Origin of the sequence: Nocardia sp. A7, assembly GCF_046549215.1 — a bacterium.
Taxonomy (GTDB): domain Bacteria; phylum Actinomycetota; class Actinomycetes; order Mycobacteriales; family Mycobacteriaceae; genus Nocardia.
This window is the reverse complement of record NZ_JAJPWE010000001.1, coordinates 2,457,485-2,477,107: the sequence shown is the minus strand read 5'-3', so window position 1 is coordinate 2,477,107 and position 19,623 is coordinate 2,457,485. Positions and strand designations below refer to the sequence as shown.

At 67.0% G+C, this 19,623-nt stretch carries 17 protein-coding genes; 9 read left to right on the top strand and 8 right to left on the bottom strand.

Annotated elements, in window-relative coordinates:
* Positions 1-18 precede the first annotated feature (18 nt).
* Positions 19-591: a dihydrofolate reductase family protein gene (locus ACLJPD_RS11225; protein ID WP_410871823.1), complete on the bottom strand. Its 573-nt coding sequence runs from the start codon at positions 589-591 to the stop codon at positions 19-21.
* A gap of 71 nt (positions 592-662) precedes the next feature.
* Here ACLJPD_RS11225 and ACLJPD_RS11220 point away from each other — a divergent pair, with 71 nt between their 5' ends.
* The 3 genes from ACLJPD_RS11220 (at position 663) to ACLJPD_RS11210 (ending at position 3,048) form a co-directional block, all read left to right on the top strand.
* Complete coding sequence (locus tag ACLJPD_RS11220; protein ID WP_410871822.1) at positions 663-1,235, top strand: TetR/AcrR family transcriptional regulator; 573 nt, start codon at positions 663-665, stop codon at positions 1,233-1,235.
* Positions 1,236-1,332: 97 nt separating this feature from the next.
* Positions 1,333-1,791: an SRPBCC family protein gene (locus ACLJPD_RS11215; RefSeq protein WP_410871821.1), complete on the top strand. Its 459-nt coding sequence runs from the start codon at positions 1,333-1,335 to the stop codon at positions 1,789-1,791.
* Between the two features lie 54 nt (positions 1,792-1,845).
* Positions 1,846-3,048 carry a low temperature requirement protein A gene (locus ACLJPD_RS11210; RefSeq protein ID WP_410871820.1) on the top strand — a complete coding sequence of 401 codons (1,203 nt, stop codon included), beginning with the start codon at positions 1,846-1,848 and terminating at the stop codon, positions 3,046-3,048.
* Here the strand turns inward: ACLJPD_RS11210 and ACLJPD_RS11205 are convergent.
* The 3 genes from ACLJPD_RS11205 to ACLJPD_RS11195 all read right to left on the bottom strand — a co-directional run bounded on the left by ACLJPD_RS11205 (position 3,035) and on the right by ACLJPD_RS11195 (position 6,472).
* Positions 3,035-3,868 (bottom strand): ion transporter, encoded by an 834-nt coding sequence (locus ACLJPD_RS11205; protein ID WP_410871819.1) that lies wholly within the window; start codon positions 3,866-3,868, stop codon positions 3,035-3,037. The two genes, ACLJPD_RS11210 and ACLJPD_RS11205, sit on opposite strands and share 14 nt — an antisense overlap.
* Before the next feature lie 117 nt (positions 3,869-3,985).
* Positions 3,986-5,596 (bottom strand): GMC oxidoreductase, encoded by a 1,611-nt coding sequence (locus tag ACLJPD_RS11200; RefSeq protein WP_410871818.1) that lies wholly within the window; start codon positions 5,594-5,596, stop codon positions 3,986-3,988.
* A 108-nt stretch (positions 5,597-5,704) separates the two neighbouring features.
* Positions 5,705-6,472 carry a sulfite exporter TauE/SafE family protein gene (locus tag ACLJPD_RS11195; RefSeq protein ID WP_410871817.1) on the bottom strand — a complete coding sequence of 256 codons (768 nt, stop codon included), beginning with the start codon at positions 6,470-6,472 and terminating at the stop codon, positions 5,705-5,707.
* A 286-nt stretch (positions 6,473-6,758) separates the two neighbouring features.
* Here ACLJPD_RS11195 and leuA point away from each other — a divergent pair, with 286 nt between their 5' ends.
* Positions 6,759-8,555, top strand: coding sequence for a 2-isopropylmalate synthase (gene leuA, locus ACLJPD_RS11190; protein ID WP_410871816.1), 1,797 nt, complete (start codon positions 6,759-6,761; stop codon positions 8,553-8,555).
* A 572-nt stretch (positions 8,556-9,127) separates the two neighbouring features.
* Positions 9,128-10,645 carry an AAA family ATPase gene (locus ACLJPD_RS11185; RefSeq protein WP_410872010.1) on the top strand — a complete coding sequence of 506 codons (1,518 nt, stop codon included), beginning with the start codon at positions 9,128-9,130 and terminating at the stop codon, positions 10,643-10,645.
* 28 nt (positions 10,646-10,673) lie between these two features.
* Here the strand turns inward: ACLJPD_RS11185 and ACLJPD_RS11180 are convergent, their stop codons facing one another.
* Entirely contained in the window at positions 10,674-11,576 is a 903-nt protein-coding gene (locus ACLJPD_RS11180) for a LysR family transcriptional regulator (protein WP_410871815.1), read from the bottom strand.
* A 71-nt stretch (positions 11,577-11,647) separates the two neighbouring features.
* On the opposite strand from ACLJPD_RS11180, the gene ACLJPD_RS11175 reads away from it, so the two are divergent.
* The 4 genes from ACLJPD_RS11175 to ACLJPD_RS11160 all read left to right on the top strand — a co-directional run bounded on the left by ACLJPD_RS11175 (position 11,648) and on the right by ACLJPD_RS11160 (position 16,581).
* The gene (locus ACLJPD_RS11175) at positions 11,648-12,574 is read left to right on the top strand and encodes an EamA family transporter (protein ID WP_410871814.1); all 927 of its coding nucleotides are present in this window, start codon (positions 11,648-11,650) and stop codon (positions 12,572-12,574) included.
* A gap of 187 nt (positions 12,575-12,761) precedes the next feature.
* Complete coding sequence (locus ACLJPD_RS11170; RefSeq protein WP_410871813.1) at positions 12,762-14,516, top strand: FAD-dependent oxidoreductase; 1,755 nt, start codon at positions 12,762-12,764, stop codon at positions 14,514-14,516.
* 116 nt (positions 14,517-14,632) lie between these two features.
* Positions 14,633-15,868, top strand: coding sequence for a MurT ligase domain-containing protein (locus ACLJPD_RS11165; RefSeq protein WP_410871812.1), 1,236 nt, complete (start codon positions 14,633-14,635; stop codon positions 15,866-15,868).
* Complete coding sequence (locus tag ACLJPD_RS11160; protein ID WP_410871811.1) at positions 15,865-16,581, top strand: type 1 glutamine amidotransferase; 717 nt, start codon at positions 15,865-15,867, stop codon at positions 16,579-16,581. The genes ACLJPD_RS11165 and ACLJPD_RS11160 overlap by 4 nt, the downstream gene beginning before the upstream one ends.
* Before the next feature lie 26 nt (positions 16,582-16,607).
* Here ACLJPD_RS11160 and ACLJPD_RS11155 read toward each other — a convergent pair whose 3' ends face one another.
* From ACLJPD_RS11155 to ACLJPD_RS11145, 3 genes are all read right to left on the bottom strand, one after another.
* A complete protein-coding gene (locus tag ACLJPD_RS11155; RefSeq protein ID WP_410871810.1) occupies positions 16,608-17,489 on the bottom strand; it encodes a bile acid:sodium symporter family protein in 882 nt (293 codons plus the stop codon).
* A 127-nt stretch (positions 17,490-17,616) separates the two neighbouring features.
* Positions 17,617-18,675 carry a putative zinc-binding metallopeptidase gene (locus ACLJPD_RS11150; RefSeq protein WP_410871809.1) on the bottom strand — a complete coding sequence of 353 codons (1,059 nt, stop codon included), beginning with the start codon at positions 18,673-18,675 and terminating at the stop codon, positions 17,617-17,619.
* A gap of 4 nt (positions 18,676-18,679) precedes the next feature.
* Positions 18,680-19,591, bottom strand: coding sequence for a transglutaminase family protein (locus ACLJPD_RS11145; protein ID WP_410871808.1), 912 nt, complete (start codon positions 19,589-19,591; stop codon positions 18,680-18,682).
* Positions 19,592-19,623 lie beyond the last annotated feature (32 nt).

The following is a 19,623-nucleotide window of genomic DNA, read 5'->3' as shown; positions in this document are numbered from 1 at the left end:
TGTGGCTGACCACCGGATTCAGCTCCGATCGAACCAGGTGACCTGCGTGCCGGTGGCGAATTCCCGGCGCCGGACAGGGGTGAAACGTGTCGGTTCGAAGGCGCCCGTGAACACCGATACCCCGGCACCCGCGACGACCGGGTAGCTCTTGAGGATCAGCTGGTCGATCTCGCCGATGAGCTGGGAGGCGAGATTTCCGCCGCCGCACAGCCAGATGTCCGCACCGTCCCGGCCCTTGAGTTCGCGCACGAATTCCACCGCGTCACCGGAGACGATCTCGACGTCGGGATGCTGCTGTTCGAGTGAGGTGGAGAAGACGTACTGCTTCATATGAGCGAAGGGGCTCGGTGCGCCCGCGGCGAGCCCCGGTTCATAGGTGCCGCGGCCCATCAGCACGGTGTCCCAGTTCTTGTTGGGCGTAGCCACGTCCATGCCGATGTGCGGACGCAGATGTGTGGGGATGGCTTCCGGAAATTCGGAGCCGAGGTCTGCGGCGTATTCGGGCCCGACCGGATAGAAGTCGACCTCGCCGCCGGGACCTGCGATGTAGCCGTCGAGGGAGACGCCGATGTAGTAGACAAGCTTTCGCATGGGTACCGCCTCAGTTGTTGTACTCTGCTTGAAGTGGTTTCAACGTAGTACTACAGATGGAGTGGTGTCAAGTGCGAACCAACCCCGAACGACGACAAGCCCTACTCGACGCGGCCATCGAGGTCCTCGCCGACGAGGGCGCCCGCGGCCTCACCTTCCGCGCGGTGGACAAGGCGGCCGCCGTCCCCGCGGGCACGGCGTCGAACTACTTCGCCAACCGCGACGAACTGCTCACCCAGGCGGGTGTCCGCTTCTACGAGGTGGTCCAGCCGAGCGAGGAGACGATGGCGCTGGTCAGCGACGGCCCGAAGGACGTCGAGAACATCACCGCGCTGATGAAAGAGGTGGTCGGCCGCCTCGAATCGCATCGCAAGGCCTATCTCGCGCTGCTGGAACTTCGGCTGGAGGCGACCCGGCGACCCGAACTGCGCGAGGTGCTCACCGAACGCGTCCGCGCCGACATCGATTTCAACGTGCGCAACCACCTGGCATCCGGCCTGCCCGGCGACGCGGAGTCGGTACTACTGCTCTACCTGGCGCTCAACTGGCTCATCGTCGAACACCTCACGCTGCCGGGAATCTTCACCGAGCAACAGAGCATGGCACTGATCGAAACCGCCGTAGAGCGTGTGATACGCAGCTGAGCCGGTCATTTGACCAGACCATAGACGTGTTGACGATCACTAGTACGACTGTGCACAATCGGGCGCGAATGCTGCGGGGGTTCGGAGGATAGACAAGATGCGCTCGAAGATCGACATCCGATTCACCGTTGACGCCGAGATCGACCAAGTGATGGACGCACTACTGGCCGTGGACCTGATGTCGGAGTGGTCGACCTCGCTCAGTGATGTCCGGGTCGGGCCACGCGATGCCGACGGCAGGCCGCGCCGGGTTTTCGCCACAGCCCATTTCATGGGCAACTCCGACGCCCAGGTGCTCGAATACTCCTGGGAGCGGTACCGGTCGGAATGGCGGGTCGTCGACAGCAGTCGCGGCTCCAAGGGGGGCGGCTATATCGAACTGCTCGACACCCCCGAGGGCACCGAGGTCGACTACCACGTAGAGCTGTCCCTGCCACTGCCCATTCCGGGAATCCTGTTCAACCGTTCGCTGCGCAAGTTGCACGACGAGACGGTCGCGAACTTCATCGACTTCGCCGAGCGGTTCCCTGAGATCAGGGGGTACGCGGTCGGCTAGCGTCGTCGATCGGCAGTCCGCGCGCATCGCCGCCCGGGGTGCGACGATTGACGCATGATCGGAAATCGACGGGTCCGGTTCCAGCCCGTGACCGAAGAGAACTCGGTGACCCAGCTGGAGTTGTTCTTCGACCTGGTGATCGTGTTCGCGTTCACGATGGTCACCGCACTGGCCGCCGACGAGACGACCGCGGCGAACATGCTGCGGGCGACGCTGGTGCTTGCCCTGATGTGGTGGCTGTGGATCGCGTATTCATGGCTGGGCAATGTGGTGCGGGCCGACGAGGGCATCACGCGGGTCGCGATGTTCGTCGCGATGGGCGGCGCGTTCCTGGCCGCGCTCACCATTCCCGAGGCGTTCACGGATATGACCGGCGGCTGGTTCGGCCCGCTGGTCTTCGCCATCGCCTACCTGATCGTGCGATTGGTGCATGTCACGGTGTTCTGGACGATCAGTGCCGGCGACTCCCAGCTGCGCGGGCAACTACTGCGCTGGGCGCTCGGCTCGATCACCGTCGGCACCGCGCTGCTGGTCGTCGCCGCGATGACGACCGGCCTGACCCAGATCCTGCTGTGGCTCGCCGCGATCGTCGGGGACATGGTGTGGACCTGGGCGGCGGGCACCGACTGGCGGCTCAACTCGGCCAAGCACTACGCCGAACGCTACGGACTCATCATCATCGTGGCGCTGGGCGAATCCATCGTCTCGATCGGCATCGGCGTGGCCGGGCTGCCCATCTCCTGGCCGATCGCGGTCGGTTCGATGCTCGGCTTGGCCATCTCGGGCCTGCTGTGGTGGTTGTACTTCGATGTCGCCGCGATCTCCATCGAGCACGCCTTCGCTCATGCCAAAGACGCACGGCAGATCAAGATCGCCCAGATCACCTACATGTACGGGCATTTCCCGATGATCGTCGGCATCATCGGGCTCTCGCTCGGGTTGAAGAAGGTGCTGTACTACGTCGGCGATTCGTCGCATCACACGCTCACCGATGCGCTGTACGGCATTCCGCTCGGCGCGCTCTACGGTGGTCCCGCGCTGTTCCTGCTCGGCATCACGTTCGCGAAATACTATGCGACCAAATCGCTGTCGACCGGACGGCTGATGGTCGCCGCGTTGCTGTTCGCGCTCATCCCGTTCGTTGCCCACCTGCCCGCGCTGGCTTCGCTCACGGTGCTGTGCGCGCTACTGGCCGCGCTGGTGATCTTCGAAACCGTGCGATTCGCCCAGCCGCGCGACGAGATCAGGCACGCTTGATCTGACCGAGGTGGTGGCGCACGCTGTGCTCGGCGGGCGTCGCCCCACGGTGCGAGGGCGGGACCTTCACCCCGGCGCGCACCGCGTCGTTGATCTGGTCGAGGTTCTCGCGCAGCATGTCGGCGACGAGTTCGTCGGTGCGCGGGTCGTCGAGCAGTTGGCGCAGCATGCGGTAGACCGTGTCGGCGACGAGCCGGATGATGTCGTCGTGGAACGGCACGTAGCGCAGTTTGCCGGTCTGCGGATCGTTCTTGATCAGGTCCATGATCAGCTGGTCGACCTCGGCGTGGTTCTCCTCGAGCGCGGCGGCGATGTTCTGGGTGTAGTGGCCGGCGCGCAGGACCTTGGAGACCTCGTCGAGGATCGCGATCGTCATCGGGCGCTTGATGACGTCGACGATCGTGCCGACGAACCGGTTGACGATCGTCGCGGTGACCCGCTCCCCCAGTGCCCGGTCGGCGACCCGGCCCAGCCGGATCAAGATCACCACGATCCGCAGCAACCGGAACCCGCGGAACAGCGGGCTGGTCACCGGGATCATGCCGAGGACCTCGTACCAATAGATGAACGGGTACGACCACGGCCAGCCCGCCCGCCGCCACCGCCACCCGAACTCGACGGCGAAAATCGCGCAGATCGAGGTGTCGACGATGACGATCGCGTGATAAGTCGAGCCACTGACGTCGAAGAACGTGATCCACACGACCAGCACCACCGAGATGATCGCGAGGATCAGCATGAAGATGTCGGTGCGCAGGGTGGGCGTCTTGGAGCGCACGTCCGGCAGGGCCTCGACCCGTTCGATCCCCGGTGAAGCCACTGTTGCTCCTGAATATCTGGCGGTCGGCGCCGCGTAGGTCGGCCTGGACATTCCAGCCAACGCTAATTGGTCGACCGGCGCCGCGAGGGGAGTTGCCGACGCCGGTCGGTGGCGTGTTCAGCCGCGCAGGACGGCCTCGATATTGCGTTCGGCCAGTGCGGTGATGGTCAGCGACGGGTTGACCGTCGCGGTGCTGCCGGGGATCGCGGCACCGTCCATCACGTAGAGGCCGGGGTGGCCGTGCACGCGACCGTAGGCGTCGGTGGCCTTGCCGAGGACCGCGCCGCCGAGCGGGTGCGCGGTGAACTGGGCGTTGGCGTCGTAGCCGAGCGCGCCGTATTCGGCGACCGCGCCCGCCCGTTCGGCGATCCGGTGGTCGACCGCGCGGGCCGCGGCGGCGACCGCGTGCTGCGTGCCCGCCGACCAGTTCAGGCCGACGCCGCCCGAGGCCGCGTGGTAGCCGAAGCGGGCGCGGGTCGGGTCGAGGACCATGCCGAGTGAGGCCAGCGCGCCGGTCTCGAACGGGATGCCGGGGATGTACCAGTTCTCCAGGGTGAGCGGGACGCTGGATTCGTCGTAGATCCGGCTGGCGCTCGGCACACCTTGGCCGTGGCCCGCGATGTTGCTCGCGCCGCGGGCAAGCACCACGTCACCGTTGGTGCCGAAGCCGTCGCCGATGTGCTCGTTGAGGTTGGGCAGCGCGCCGGTGGCCTGGGCGCGCACCAGCAGCTCCGAGGTACCGACCGAGCCTGCCCCGAGGAACAGCTTGTCGCAGGTCAGGTTGCGGGTGCTCAGCACCTGGCCGGTCGGGGCCAGCTTCGACACGGCGACGACGAATCTGCCGTTCGCCTCCTGGGAGATGGCGTCGACGCGGTGGCCGGGGAACACCTGGGACTTGCCGGTCTCGCGGGCGTAGCGCAGGTAGTTCTGGTTGAGGTCGAACTTGGCGCCGTTGGAGTTGCCGAGGTTGGAGCGAGCCGTGGTGGCCGAGGCACGCGAGGTTCCCGCGAGCTCGCTGCGCAGCACGTCCCAGGTGAAGGCCGAATCGTTGGGCAGCGGCTGGTAGCCGGCCGCGCGCACTTGGTCGTCCCAGGCGCGCGAGTGCGCGAACGGGGAGGACTGGTAGATGTCGGCGGGCATCGGGTCAAGGCGCAGCATCTGGCGCACTCGCGGGAAGTAGACGCGTTCCAGCTCGCCGTAATCGACGATGCCACCGAAAACTTGGTCGAACAGCCTGCGTTCCGGCGCCACCATCGCCCCGGTGAAGATCACCGATCCGCCACCGACCGCGGCCGCCCGCCACACCTCGATACCGGGATACTCGGTCACATCCAGCACCCCGCCGAACACGCCGAAACTCATCGGCACTTTCGTGACACCGGTGAAACTCGTGCGATGCCAGAAGCCGCGGCCGTCGGGCAGATCGTCGCCGGTGAAGATCTCACGCCACGGATCGTTCGGCCAGAGCGAGCCCCGCTCGAGCACGGTATTGGCGATCCCGGCCTCGGCCAGGCGCAGCGCGGTCACCGCGGCTCCGAAGCCGGATCCGATAACGATGGCCTGCGTATGCGCGGGCGCGTCCGGGATCGGCGCGAAGATCTCCGGCACCCAGGACTGGAACATCGCCTCACGCGGATCCGCCGAAGCGGACGCGCCGCTCAGCGTCGTCCCCACGGCACCGGCAACAGCCGCCAGTCCCGCCGCCTTGAAAAAGGCACGTCTGTGCACCAGGCCACCTCCCTCATCACGCATGGCCGACGCGAAGAATACCCGCAAACACGACGAATCGCCCGGTAGTACCCACATTTGTCGCAAGTCACGACGGGCGCGCGGCGCTCAGGTGGTGAGCAGGCGAATCACCGCGATCGTGCCGACCACCACGATCACCCCGCGCAGCACATTCGGCGGTAACTTCCGGCCCACCTTCGCGCCCAACTGTCCGCCGATGATGGAACCGACCGCGATCAAGGCGACCACCTGCCAATCCACCTCGGCGATCACGATGAAGATCACCGCCGACACCCCGTTCACGATCAGGGCGAGGGCGTTCTTCACGCCGTTGAGGCGCTGGATGTCCTCGTGCACGAATACACCGAGCAGACCGATCAGCAGCACACCCTGCGCCGCCCCGAAGTAGCCGCCGTAGATACCGGTGGCGAACACCGCGACCAGCAGAATCGGGCCACCGTGCTCGGGCGTCGCCGACTCACCGTCCGCCCGCCGCTTCTTCACCCACGCGGCCAGCCTCGGCTGCACCACAACGAGGATCAGCGCCACGATGATCAGGACCGGGACGATCGCCTTGAACGCCGCCGCGGGCATCGTCAGCAGCAGGATCGCGCCGGTGATGCCGCCGAGCAGCGAAGCGGTACCCAGCTGCAGCATTCGCGACCGCTGCCCGCGCAGTTCCCGCCGATACCCGATGACCCCGCTCACCGAGCCGGGGACGAGCCCGATCGTGTTCGACACATTCGCCGTCACCGGTGGCAACCCGAACGCGAGCAGCGTGGGAAACGTGATCAGCGTGCCCGATCCGACGATCGTATTGATGCCACCCGCCGCGATACCCGCGACGAAGATGGCCACCTGTTGTAACCAAGTCATTCGAATTCCTTTGGTACGTCTCGTCGGACGCGCAGGTCCGTACAAGCGTGCGTTATGAGGGAAACCGTACTGGGCAACTGAACAGCGAATTCGGCGAGGCCGATTCCTCAGGCCGCTGACAAGCGAGGGTGGGCACGCGGTAAGCTCGGAGGATCATGCTGCAGCGGGCTCTTCTTCTCGGCCGCCGCGACGGGTCCTGATACGGACCGGCTCCCGTCGCGGGGTTCCAACGCGCCGGTCGACCCGCTCCCATCAGGGAATCCTTCACACCCACGGAGAAACTTGCATGTCCTCGGCTGACGCATTCGTATCCGCTTCGCGCACCATTTCGGCCCCCGGCAAACCCGCACCGGCCGACCAGCCCACCTGGAACAACCAGAAGAACTCCTCGATGCCGTCGTTCCGGTATCGCCCCTTCGCCGAAGAGGTCGAGCCGATCACGGTGCCCGACCGCACCTGGCCGGACAAGATCATCGATCGCGCCCCCGCGTGGTGTGCCGTCGACCTGCGTGACGGCAACCAGGCCCTCATCGACCCGATGAGCCCGGCCCGCAAGCGCCGCATGTTCGACCTGCTGGTGCGGATGGGCTACAAGGAGATCGAGGTCGGTTTCCCGGCCGCGAGCCAGACCGATTTCGATTTCGTCCGCGAGATCATCGAAGACGGCGCCGTCCCCGCCGACGTCACCATCCAGGTGCTCACCCAGTGCCGCCCCGAGCTGATCGAGCGTACCTTCGAGGCCTGCGCGGGCGCACCGAACGTGATCGTGCACTTCTACAACTCCACCTCGATCCTGCAGCGTCGCGTGGTCTTCCGCGCCGATCGCGACGCGGTGAAGAAGATCGCCACCGATGCCGCGTCGCTGTGCCTGGAGATCGAGAAGCGCTATCCCGACACCGAGTGGCGCTACGAGTACAGCCCGGAGTCCTACACCGGCACCGAGCTCGACTACGCCCGTGAGGTCTGCGACGCGGTCTCCGAGATCATCGCGCCGACTCCCGAGAAGCCGCTGATCATCAACCTGCCCGCGACCGTCGAGATGGCCACGCCGAACGTGTACGCCGACTCGATCGAGTGGATGCACCGCAACCTGGCCCGCCGCGACTCGATCGTGCTGTCGCTGCACCCGCACAACGACCGTGGCACCGCTGTGGCGGCCGCCGAACTGGGCTACCAGGCCGGCGCCGACCGCATCGAGGGCTGCCTGTTCGGCAACGGTGAGCGCACCGGCAATGTCTGCCTGGTCACCCTGGGCATGAACATGTTCTCGCGCGGCATCGACCCGCAGATCAACTTCTCCGATATCGACGAGGTCCGTCGCACGGTGGAGTACTGCAACCAGCTGGCCGTCGCCGAACGTCACCCCTACGGCGGCGATCTGGTCTACACCGCGTTCTCCGGCAGCCACCAGGACGCCATCAACAAGGGCCTGGACGCGATGAAGGCCGCCGCCGACGAGCAGGGCGCCGACGTGTCCGACATCGTCTGGGAGGTCCCGTACCTGCCGATCGACCCGAAGGACGTCGGCCGCACCTACGAGGCCGTCATCCGGGTGAATTCGCAGTCCGGCAAGGGCGGCGTGGCCTACATCATGAAGACCGATCACGGGCTGGTGCTGCCGCGCCGCCTGCAGATCGAGTTCTCGCAGGCCATTCAGGCGATCACCGACGGTGAGGGCGGCGAGGTGACGCCCAAGGAGATGTGGGACGTCTTCGCCACCGAGTACCTGAACCCGCTCCTGCCGCTCGAGCGGATCAAGCAGAAGGTCACCGCCGCCGAGACCGACGGTGGCGTGGACATGATCATGGCGACCGTGAAGGTCGAGGGCGTCGAGCAGGAGATCAACGGCTCCGGCAACGGCCCGCTCGCCGCGTTCGTCGACGCGATCGCCACCGTCGGCTTCGACGTGCGGGTGCTCGACTACAGCGAGCACGCCATGTCCGCGGGCGACGACGCCCAGGCCGCCGCCTACGTCGAGGTCGCGATCGGCGACAAAGTCGTGTGGGGTGTCGGCATCGCCACCTCGATCACCACCGCCTCGCTGCGGGCCGTCGTCTCGGCCGTGAACCGCGCCGCGCAGTAGGTTGCTCTATGGCGGCCGGGACCTGAGGTCCCGGCCGCTTTTTGTCCCTGTGGATAGATTCTGAGCCTGTGGACAACTTCGGTTCGAAGGGCCGACCTCGTCCTGGATATGCCGGTTGAGCTGGGCGCATTCGAATCCGCCGCACGGTGTGAGAGCGCCTGCCCCCGGCGCGCGAAAATTGCCCCCGTGTTAGCGTTTTGGGGCATATTCAGCGCCGAGCTTTCTTGCTCGTTCAGCGAGCAAGTGGGGGAACTGTGACCAACAACGACCATAATCCGACCTCGCCGCCGTGGCTGCAGAGTCCGTCGGCTGACGCGTCCGAAGCTGCGTCCGGTCCCTCCGGTGTGCAGACCGCGACCGAAGACGACCTCGAGCCCGCCGACACCACCGCCGAGCCGACCGGTGAGGCAAGCGATCCGTCGACCGGTGAGCAGCCTGTCGCGGAGCCCGCCCATGCCGGCCTCGCCGACCAGACCGTCTACCAGCCGGCCGGTTTCGCGCCGCCGGGCCAGTTCGCGCAGGGCGCTCCGTATTCGGTGCCCGATCCGTACCAGAGCAGTGACGCGCAGCCGATGGTGAACGGCCCCGAGCAGCAGCAGCCGTGGTTGCCGAGTCAGCCTGGCGAGCAGCCGTGGTCGCCGGGTCAGCCTGGCGCCGAACAGCCCTATCCGGGTCCGCACGCGACCGGTGAGCAGCCGCACCCCGGTATGCCGCCGCAGTACCCCGGTGCCGAGGGACAGCCGCAGTATCCGGGTGCCGAGGGTCAGCCCTACCCCGGTCCCGAACAGCAGCAGCAGTTCCCCGCCCCCGAGCAGGGCCCGCAGTCCGAGCCCATCTACAGCTGGGCGCCTCCGCCGCCGCCGATGTACCAGCAGCCGATGCCGGGTGGGATGCCTCCGGGTCAGCAGCCTGAGCATCAGGGACAGTTCCCCGGCCAACAGGGACAATTCCCTGGTCAACAGGGGCAGTTCCTCGGTCAACAGGGGCAGTTCCCCGGCCAGCTGGGTCCGGCGGGTCCGCCGCCCGGCCAGCAGTGGGGAGGCGGCCCGGTGCAGCAGCAGCCGTTCCAGCCGCAGCACATGCAGGGACCTGGCCAGCCCGGCCATTCGGTCAACGATCTGAACCTGCTCAAGCGTGCGCGCAAGTCGCCGCGCAGCGGGTGGCGCAAGGCTGTGCACAAGGTGTCCGGCGGCGTGATCAACCCGGGTGAGTCGGCGGCCGATGTCGTCTACCGCGATCTTGGCGAGCGGGTCAACCAGCCCGTGCGCGGCGATTACCGGATCGCGATCCTCTCGCTCAAGGGCGGCGTCGGCAAGACCACCACCACGGTCGGTCTCGGCTCCACCTTCGCCTCCCAGCGTGGTGACCGCGTCATCGCCATCGACGCCAACCCCGACCTGGGCACGCTCGCCCACCGGGTGCCGCGCCAGACCCGCTCGACGGTGCGCAACCTGCTCGAAGACCAGCAGATCACCCGCTATTCGGACGTACGCGCACACACCTCGCAGGCTCCGAGCCGACTGGAAGTGCTTGCCTCCGAGCAGGATCCGGCCGTGTCGGAAGCCTTCAGCGAGGCCGACTACCGCAAGGCCATCGGCATCCTGCAGTCGTTCTACAACATCATCCTCACCGACTGCGGCACCGGTCTGATGCACTCGGCGATGTCGGGTGTGCTGGATATGGCGAGCTCGCTGGTGCTGGTCACCTCCCCCGCGATCGACGGTGCGCGCAGCGCGTCGGCGACGCTGGACTGGCTCGACCACCACGGCTACAGCAAGCTGGTCGAACGCACGGTCGTCGTCGTGAACGCTTCGCGCCGTGGCGCTTCCACGGTCGACCTGGACCAGCTGCGCAAGCTGTTCCTCGACCGCACCCGCGCCGTGCAGATCGTCCCGTTCGACGATCACCTGGCCGAAGGCGCCGAGATCGACCTCGAGCTGGTGAGCAAGCCGACCCGTCGAGCCCTGCTCGAACTGGCCGCGATGGTCGCCGACGACTTCGGCTACCACGCCCAGCAGCCACAACAGCAGCAGTACCAGCCCAGCCAGCCCTACCCGGGGCAGCCCTACCAGCAGCCGGGTCAGTTCTGATCTGAGCGTCCTCGCCGGAGCGCCGAGATCAGTGCGGTTCCGTCACCGCCCGCGCCGCGGTCTCGAAGGCGTCGAGCACCGTGGCGATGGCGGGGCTGCGGTGCGCTTGCGGGCGGGTGATGGTCTCGTAGACCCGGGCCGCGCGAACCCCGGCCAGCGGTAGTACCGACAGGTCGGGGTGGGCTACGGCGTAGCGCGGCATCAGCGCGACGCCGTAGCCGGAGACCACGAGCGTTTCGATCACCCGGAACTCGTTGAGCCGTTGCGCGATCCGCGGCCGTACCCCGGTGACAGTGGCGATGGACTCGAGCACGTCGTCGACCGGGAACCCGCCGCGCACGCTCACCCAGGTCTCGTCGGCGAGTTCTTCCGGACGCACCGAAGAACGCCCAGCCAGCGGATGATCCGGCGCGACAACGACATCGATCGGCTCCCGCATCAGCAATTGTGCCGACAACCGCGGCCCGGACAACGACGGCGCGCGTTCATCACGATGGGTGAGCACGATGTCGTAGTCGGCCAGCAGCTTCGACGCCTCGCTCGGCGGCAGATCCTCGTCACCCGCGACCAGCTCGACCCCGCTGCCCGCCATCGCGGCCAGCACCGGCGGCAGCAGCAACGCGGCCCCGGACGGGAACGACGCCACCCGCACCTGTCCGCGAGGTGAGCCCCGATAGTGCGCCATTTCGGCGGTGGCCCGCTCCATCGCGGCGAGCACATCGTCGGCCCGCAGCACCAGTGCCTGCCCCGCGTCGGTGAGCCGCACCCGTCGCCCGTCCGGTTCCAGCAGGGCGACCCCGGCCTCCCTGGCCAGCACCTTCAACTGTTGTGAGACCGCCGATGGCGTCATCGACAGCACCTCGGCGACGGCGGCGACCGTGCCGCGGTCGGCCAGCTCGCGCAGAATCCGCAATCGCTCGATCGAGAACATGAAGCAAAACTACGTTATCCGTCCATATTTATTCGATTGTGCTGATCTTTAGCCACCCGCACGATAAGGGCGTGACCTCCCGTGACCGCCTGCTCGGACTGACCGTCGTCGTGCTCTGGGGCCTGAACTTCCTGGCCATCCGCATCGGCCTCGACCATTTCCCGCCCTTCTTCTTCGTGGCACTGCGCTTCGCCGTCATCGCGATCCCCGTGCTGATCTTCATCCCGCGTCCCGCGGTGCGAACCCGCTGGCTGCTGCTCTACGGCACAGGTTTCGGCATCCTGCAGTTCGCGTTCCTGTTCACCGCGATGCGCGTCGGCATGCCGACCGGTCTCGCATCCCTGGTGTTGCAGTCCTCGGCCCCGTTCACGGTGGTGCTCGGCGCGGTGCTACTGCGCGAGCGGTTGCGGCCGGTGCAGATCGCCGGGCTTGCGGTGGCCGTGCTCGGCATGGTGGTCATCGGCGCCGACCGACTCGCGAACGCCACCCTGCTGCCGGTCCTGCTGACGCTGGCGGGCGGGCTCGGCTGGGCTTTCGGCAATATCGGCGCCCGCCAAGCTGGCACCGACTCCCCCGGCTACAACCCGATGCATCTCGCGCTGTGGATCTCGGTCGTACCCGTCTTACCGATGCTGGCGCTGTCGATGGCTGTCGAGGGGCCTGGAACAGGTTTCCGCGCGATCGGTACCGCCTTCTCCGCCGACGGTCTGCCCGCGCTGGCCGCGCTCGCCTACATCGCCCTGCTCGGGACAGTCTGCGGATCCGGCCTGTGGACCTACTTGATGAGCCGCTATCCGGCGGGCACGGTGGCGCCGTTGTCGCTGCTCGTGCCGGTGGTCGGCATCGGCGCGGCCTGGGCGGTCCTCGACGAAGAGCCGTCGGTGGCGGCGCTGATCGGCGGGGCGATCGTGATCGCGGGCGCCTTCGCGGCAACGACCACCCGCGGCATCCGCAAGACACCCGCACCCGCTCCCACCGCCGAATTGGCGCGAGCCTGAGTCCGAATTCAGCCCACGGCCGCCCGAGCTCTGGCTAGCATGTGGACCGGTCGCCCGATGCGTTTCCGCGCGACCGGTCGGTTTCGAGCTCGCGAACGACGCACAGGTCGATACAGCCAGGTCTTCGCCGCGCTCTAGAGTAAGAGCAAATTCCAGGCAATACTCGAGCAAGGCAGCGGAACAGCGTATGGCGGAACAGCGGTTGCCCGTTTCGCGAAGGACTATTCTTCGCGGCACGGTCGCAGCGGGGGTGATATCGGCGGGGGTCGTTGCCGGAGCGCCGGGATTCGCCGCGCCACCCGGCCGCCGGGTCGCAGTACTCGGCGGTGGTGTCGCCGGACTCACCGCCGCTCATGAGTTGGCCGAGCGCGGGTTCGAGGTCACCGTGTACGAAGCGCGGGCGCTCGGCGGCAAAGCGCGCAGCGTCGGCGTACCGGGCACCGGCCGCGACGGCAGGCCCGATCTGCCCGGTGAGCACGGGTTTCGTTTCTTCCCCGGCTTCTATCAGAACCTGCCCGACACGATGCGCCGAATTCCGTATCCCGGCAACGCCGACGGCGTGTGGAACAACCTCATCGCGGTGCCGGAAGCCAGGTTCTCGCGTCGCGACGGCGACGACATCCTGCTCGCCCTGCCCGACGGCATCACCGCCGCGCAGGCGACCCCGGATTCGATCAGGGAAACCCTAGCCGCCACCATCACCACCACCGCCAAGATGTCGGCGGCGGAGGGGATGTTCTTCGCCAACCGACTGATGGTGTTCAACACCAGCTGCGATGCCCGCCGGTTCGGCCAGTGGGAGCACACCTCCTGGTACGACTTCGTGCGCGGACACGAGCGTTCGCACGAATTCCGCGCGATCGTGTCCAGGTCGCTGACGTCGATCATGGTTGCCGCCAAGGAGGATCTGGCCAGCACCCGCACCATCGGCAGCATGGGCGAACAATTCCTCGGCAACCCGCTCGGCCTCGGCAACGACGGCGGCCTCGACCGCGTGCTCAACAACACGACCAACACCGCCTGGATCGACCCGTGGGTGCGCCACCTGCGTGGCCTCGGCGTTCGCTTCGACATCGGCGCACGGGTCAGCGAACTGGAAATGCGCGACCGACGCGTTCGAGCCGCTCGTATCACCGACGCCACCGGCGCACGCACCGTCGAGGCCGACTATTTCGTGGTGGCGCTGCCGGTAGAGCAGGCCAGAAAACTGTGGTCGTCGCAGGTGCTCGCCGTGGCACCGGAATTCTCCGCGATGGATCGGCTCTTCGTCGATTGGATGAACGGAATACAGATCTATTTCCGTGCGCCACTGCGTATTTCGCGCGGGCACACGGCCTATGTCGATTCGCCCTGGTCACTCACTTCGATCAGCCAGAATCAGTTGTGGACCGATGAATTGCCGTCCTTCGGCGACGGTTCGGTGGCCGATTGCCTCTCGATCGATATCTCCGACTGGCATTCGCCCGGCATGCTCTACGGCAAACCCGCCACCGCATGCACCCACGAGGAGATCTTCCGCGAAGTCTGGGCGCAGTTGAGCAGCCATCTCAACGATCGCCAACAACTACTTCGCCCCGCCGACGTCCATTCCTGGTTTCTCGATCCGGGCATCACCTGGCAGGGCAGTCGCAACGAGAATGCCGACCCGTTGCTCATCAACACCGCGGGTTCGTGGGATGCCCGGCCCGAGCCGCACGGTCCGATCGAGAACCTCTTCCTCGCAGGCGATTACGTGCGCACCGACATCGACCTGGCGACCATGGAGGGCGCCAACGAGTCGGCCCGCGCGGCGGTGAACGCGCTGCTCGACGTGGCGGGCTCGCCCGCGCAGCGCTGCCGTGGTTTCCGCCTGCGCCGCACCCCCGAACTCGAGCCGCTGCGGGTCATCGACACCGACCGCTACGCCCGCGGCCTACCCAATCTTTTCGACGACCGCACCTGACCCGCGACCACCGAACCGCACGTCACACCCGTCTCCCACGTGCGCGCAACACCGTGTGACACCCTCCCGCATGCGGCGCGTAACACCGCGTAACACCGCGCACATAGACTCGCGGCGTGGCAGATATCTCGGTGCGTGGGCGCTTGGCCTTGCGAGCAGCGGCGGCAGCGTCGTGGGCTTCGCAGAAGGCGGGTCGCGGCAAGGGTTCGATGATCGGCGGCCTGATCGCGTTGAAGATCGATCCGTCGATCATGACGCAGCTCGGGCGCGGTCGGCGAACAGTGCTGATCACCGGCACCAACGGCAAATCGACCACCACCCGGATGACGACCGCCGCGCTCGGCACGCTCGGCGCTGTCGCCACCCAGGCCGACGGCGCGAACATGGACGCGGGCATCGTGGCCGCGCTCAGCCTGCACCCCGGGGTGGCGCTGGCCGCGATCGAGGTCGACGAGCTGCACCTGCCGCACGTGAGCGACGCGCTCGACCCCGCCGTCGTCGTCCTGCTCAATCTCAGCCGCGACCAGCTGGACCGGGTCGGCGAGATCAACATGATCGAGCGCAAACTGCGCGCCGGGCTGTTGCGTCATCCCGACGCGGTCGTCATCGCCAACTGTGACGACGTGCTGGTGTCCTCCATCGCCTACGACCACCCGAATGTGGTGTGGGTGTCGGCGGGCAGCGGCTGGGCCGTCGACGCAACCAGTTGTCCGCGCAGCGGCGAGCCGATCGTCTGGGAGGGCGAGAACTGGCGCTCGACCGGTGCCGATTTCCATCGCCCGCAACCCGTTTGGTGGCTCGAAGGCGAAGATCTGTGCGGCCCCGAAGGTTTCCGGTCTCCGCTGCACCTGGCGCTGCCAGGTCGCGCGAATCGCGGCAATGCGGCCCAGGCCGTGGCCGCGGCGGTCGCGATGGGCGCCGAACCGGCGAAGGCAACCGATGCCACCGGCACCGTGCGCGAGATCGCGGGCCGCTACCGCACCGTCACCGTGGACGAGCACGACGCGCGCCTGCTGCTCGCCAAGAACCCCGCGGGGTGGCAGGAAGCGCTGTCGATGATCGATCCGGCCTCGGCCGGTCTGGTGATCGCGGTGAACGGTCAGGTGCCCGACGGTGAGGACCTGTCCTGGCTGTGGGACGTGCGGTTCGAGCACTTCGAGGGCGTGCAGGTGGTCGCCTCGGGCGAACGCGCCACCGACCTCGCCGTGCGCCTCACCTACGCGGGCGTCGAACACACGCTCGTCCCGGATCCCGTGCGCGCCATCGCCTCCTGTCCCCCCGGACACGTCGAGGTGCTGGCCAACTACACCGCGTTCCGCGATCTCAACCGTGACCTGGAGGGCCGCAGATGAGCGAGTCAACCGTTCGTATCGGCCTCGTCCTGCCCGACGTGATGGGCACCTACGGCGACGGCGGCAATGCCCTTGTCCTGCGGCAACGCCTGCGGATGCGGGGCTACGACGCCGAGGTCATCGACATCACCCTCGCCGATCCCGTCCCGGATTCCTTCGACATCTACACCCTCGGCGGCGCGGAGGACTCGGCCCAGCGCCTGGCCACCCGCCACCTCCAGAAGTACCCCGGCCTCCAGCAGGCCGCCGCCAAGGGCGCCCCCGTCCTGGCCATCTGCGCCGCCATCCAGGTGCTCGGCAACTGGTACGAGACCTCGGCGGGCGAAAAGGTCGACGGTGTCAGCCTTTTCGACGTCACCACCGCGCCCCAAAAGGTTCGCGCTATCGGCGAAGTGACCACCACGCCCCTGCTCCCCGGGCTCAGAGCACCCCTCACCGGGTTCGAAAATCACCGGGGTGGAACAACTCTGGGCTCCGATGCCGCTCCGCTCGCCCGCGTCACCCGTGGTGTCGGCAACGGCGTGGGCGACGGCACCGAGGGCGTGGTCCAGGGCTCGGTCTTCGGTACCTACCTGCACGGGCCCGCGCTGGCCCGCAACCCTGAACTGGCCGACCTCCTCATCGCCATGGCCCTCGGCATCCCGGCCACCGACCTGGCTCCCCTCGACCTCCCCGAGGTCGAGCGGCTCCGCAAGGAACGCCTGCGCGCCTGAGCCGACGCGATCACCCTGCGGCCCGGCTACTCCGCGGCTGCCTCGGCGGGCACCTGCCTGCGGGTGATGAGCCAGCCGACGAGTGCGGCGAGCGGGAACATCAGCACGCCGTACACCGCTGCGGGGATGGCCATTTCGGTGCTGTCGAGGACGCTGATCGCGATGGTGATGGCGATGGTGCTGTTGTGGATGCCGACCTCGAACGAGCAGGCGATGGCCTGGCGGTCGGCGACGCCGAGCAGGCGGGGCAGGAAGTAGCCGACTGCCAGGCTGATCAGGCAGAACACGACGGTGATGGCGCCGACGTCGGCGAGCGAGTCGGCCAGCGTTTCGCGTTCGCTGACGATGGTGCCGACGATCACCAGCAGCAGGGTGATCGCCGAGCCGATGCGCACCGGCTTGTCCATCCGGTCCGCGAACGCCGCCGACCAGCGGCGCACCAGCATGCCGAGGCCGACCGGAATCAGCACGATCGCGAACACCTGGATCACCTTGCTCAACTGCAAGCCGACGGTGCCGCCCTCGCCGGAGGGCTCGAAGTAGCCGATGGCGAAGTTGGTCACCAGCGGCACGGTGACGACCGCGACGATCGAATTGACCGCGGTCAGTGACACATTCAGCGCCACGTCACCACGGAACAGGTGGCTGAACAGGTTCGCGGTGGTCCCGCCGGGCGAGGCGGCGAGCAGCATCATGCCGACTGCCAGGATCGGCGAGAGATCGAACAGCAGCACCAGCCCGAACGCGACCACCGGGAGCACCAGCAACTGGCAGGCCAGCGCGATGGCGACAACGCGCGGCGTCTTCGCGATGCGGGCGAAGTCGGCGCCGGTGAGCGAGAGCCCGAGGCCGAACATGATCACCGCCAGCGCCAACGGCAGACCGACTGATACCAGTGGAGAGTTCATAGCCACACACTTCTCATCGAGCATTCCGAGCCGAGGTTGTCGACCGGATTGAGACGCGTCAGTCTCAAGCTCGCAGCATAGCCAGCTGTGACGCCTGTCGCAGCTGAATCGACAATGCGTTGCCGCGTTACACGATGGCCTCCGGCACAGCGGCCTGACTGCTGTTGCACAGTTCGTGGACGAAGCGCATCTTCTCCAACACCCGCTCGGGCAGCACGAAGGGGTAGAGGTCGTCGCGGCCCATCGAGCGGTTGACCATGTTCAGCGACCAGGTCAGTGGCAACCAGAGCTCGATGATCTTGTCGAACCCGGCCCGCCCGATCTGCGGACGGTCCAGCGTCGCGCCGGCGGGCGCGATACCGAACGCCGCCGCGGTATCGAGGGTGTCGCGGATATGCAGGTAGTGAGCGAAGGTCTCGGCCCAGTCCTCGGCGGCGTGCATCGTGGCGTAGGAGGAGACGTAGTCGCTCTTCCAGCCTTTGGGCGCGCCCTGCGAGTAATGGCGGTCCAGCGCTTCCTGATAGTCGGCGAAGGGGTCGCCGAACAGCTCGCGAAAGCGTTGTAGCGCAGCGTCCTCGGCGACGAGCACGGGGAAGTAGTAGTGCCCGATCTCGTGCCGGAAGTGACCGAGCAGCGTGCGATACGGCTCAGCCATCTCGACGCGCAACTGCTCGCGATGCGGGTCGTCGGCTTCGGCCAGGTCGAGGGTGACCACACCGTTCATATGGCCGGTGATCACATCGTCGGTGCGGCTGGACAACAGATCGAAGGCCAGTCCCTGCTCTGGGTCTTCCTCCCGGCCGACGATCGGCAGACCCAGCTCGACCAGTTCGAAGATCAATCGCCGTTTGGCCTTCTCGGCTTCGGCGAACTCGACGAGCCCGACTTTGTCGGAATTGTTGGGCCGAGTCCTGGTGAGCTTGCACGAGACACACAGACCGGGGCCGGACGCGTCACCGTCGACCAGCCAATTGCACTGCGCCACATGCAGGTTGTCGCACAGGCGGAAGCGATCACTGTCCACGACACCCGCCACGTGATCTATCGGTTCGTCGCCGGGTGGGACACCGATCACCACCAGCGCCCGCTCACTGAGGCTCAAACCCAGTGCGCTACGACACGACAGGCAGACAGAATTCTCGAATGCCAGCTGCTGACCACAATTCGGACAGACGAAATCACGCACGGACTTACACCTCCATCGGGGCTACATCAATCGGGGCTACATCAACTGAGACTTTGATCGTCGACTGCTTCGAGTCCGTGTAGATGATGCCACGCAGCGGCGGAACATCCTGGTAATCGCGGCCCCACGCCACCGTCACGTAACGCTCGTCGGCGAATTGGTCGTTGGTGGGGTCGAAGGCGATCCAGCGGCCGGTGCGGTCGGTGTCGTCGGTGTCGGGCAACCACACCGCGGCCCAGGCGTGCGTGGCGTCGACGCCGACCATGCGTTCTTTGCCCGGGGGCGGATCGGTGGCTAGATAACCGGAGACGTAGCGGGCGGCCAGACCCTGGGAGCGCAGGCAGGCCACGCCGATCCGGGCGAAGTCCTGGCACACGCCTTCGCGGGCGGCGAACACGTCGGCCACGCTCGTGCTCACCGTGGTGGAGCCCGATCGGTACTGAAAGTCGTTGTGGATGCGGGTGTTCAGCTCCGTGACGGCTTCGAGCAGTGGCCTGTTCGGTGGGAAACTCTCCGCGGCGTAGTCGATGACGTCGGGGGTGATCTCGGGTGGGAGCAGGTCGAGCGTGAACTCGACCGCGAGCGGGCCGGTGGCAGTGTTGGGACGTGCTGCTTCCCACGGCATGTCGGCGCCCGGCAGCGTCTCGGGGTGCTCGCCGTCGACATCGACCAGGGATTCGCCGGTGACCTCGAGGTTGCGGTGTTCTGAGGTCACATGGAAGTACGTGGTGGTGTTGCCGTACACGTCGGTGCCCGCCGAGCGGTCCGAGGGCACCGGGTCGATGTAGATCTCGTGTTCGAGCAGTCGCTGACCCGGATATTCGCGCGGGGTGAGATAGGCGCGACCGTAGGAGCTGGTCACCTCGGCGGAGTAGCTGTAGGTGGTGCGGTGCACCACCATGTATCGCCGGGTCATCCGACCATCCTCGTGTTGCCACCGAAACGGTG

Excerpts from the sequence above, each read along its gene's own strand:
- ACLJPD_RS11215 (WP_410871821.1), top strand. The coding sequence starts at position 1,333 with ATGCGCTCGAAGATCGACATCCGATTCACCGTTGACGCCGAGATCGAC.
- ACLJPD_RS11160 (WP_410871811.1), top strand. The coding sequence starts at position 15,865 with ATGAGCGAGTCAACCGTTCGTATCGGCCTCGTCCTGCCCGACGTGATG.
- ACLJPD_RS11145 (WP_410871808.1), bottom strand. The coding sequence starts at position 19,591 with ATGACCCGGCGATACATGGTGGTGCACCGCACCACCTACAGCTACTCC.
- ACLJPD_RS11225 (WP_410871823.1), bottom strand. The coding sequence starts at position 591 with ATGCGAAAGCTTGTCTACTACATCGGCGTCTCCCTCGACGGCTACATC.
- ACLJPD_RS11170 (WP_410871813.1), top strand. The coding sequence starts at position 12,762 with ATGGCGGAACAGCGGTTGCCCGTTTCGCGAAGGACTATTCTTCGCGGC.
- leuA (WP_410871816.1), top strand. The coding sequence starts at position 6,759 with ATGTCCTCGGCTGACGCATTCGTATCCGCTTCGCGCACCATTTCGGCC.
- ACLJPD_RS11185 (WP_410872010.1), top strand. The coding sequence starts at position 9,128 with ATGGTGAACGGCCCCGAGCAGCAGCAGCCGTGGTTGCCGAGTCAGCCT.
- ACLJPD_RS11210 (WP_410871820.1), top strand. The coding sequence starts at position 1,846 with ATGATCGGAAATCGACGGGTCCGGTTCCAGCCCGTGACCGAAGAGAAC.
- ACLJPD_RS11155 (WP_410871810.1), bottom strand. The coding sequence starts at position 17,489 with ATGAACTCTCCACTGGTATCAGTCGGTCTGCCGTTGGCGCTGGCGGTG.
- ACLJPD_RS11195 (WP_410871817.1), bottom strand. The coding sequence starts at position 6,472 with ATGACTTGGTTACAACAGGTGGCCATCTTCGTCGCGGGTATCGCGGCG.
- ACLJPD_RS11180 (WP_410871815.1), bottom strand. The coding sequence starts at position 11,576 with ATGTTCTCGATCGAGCGATTGCGGATTCTGCGCGAGCTGGCCGACCGC.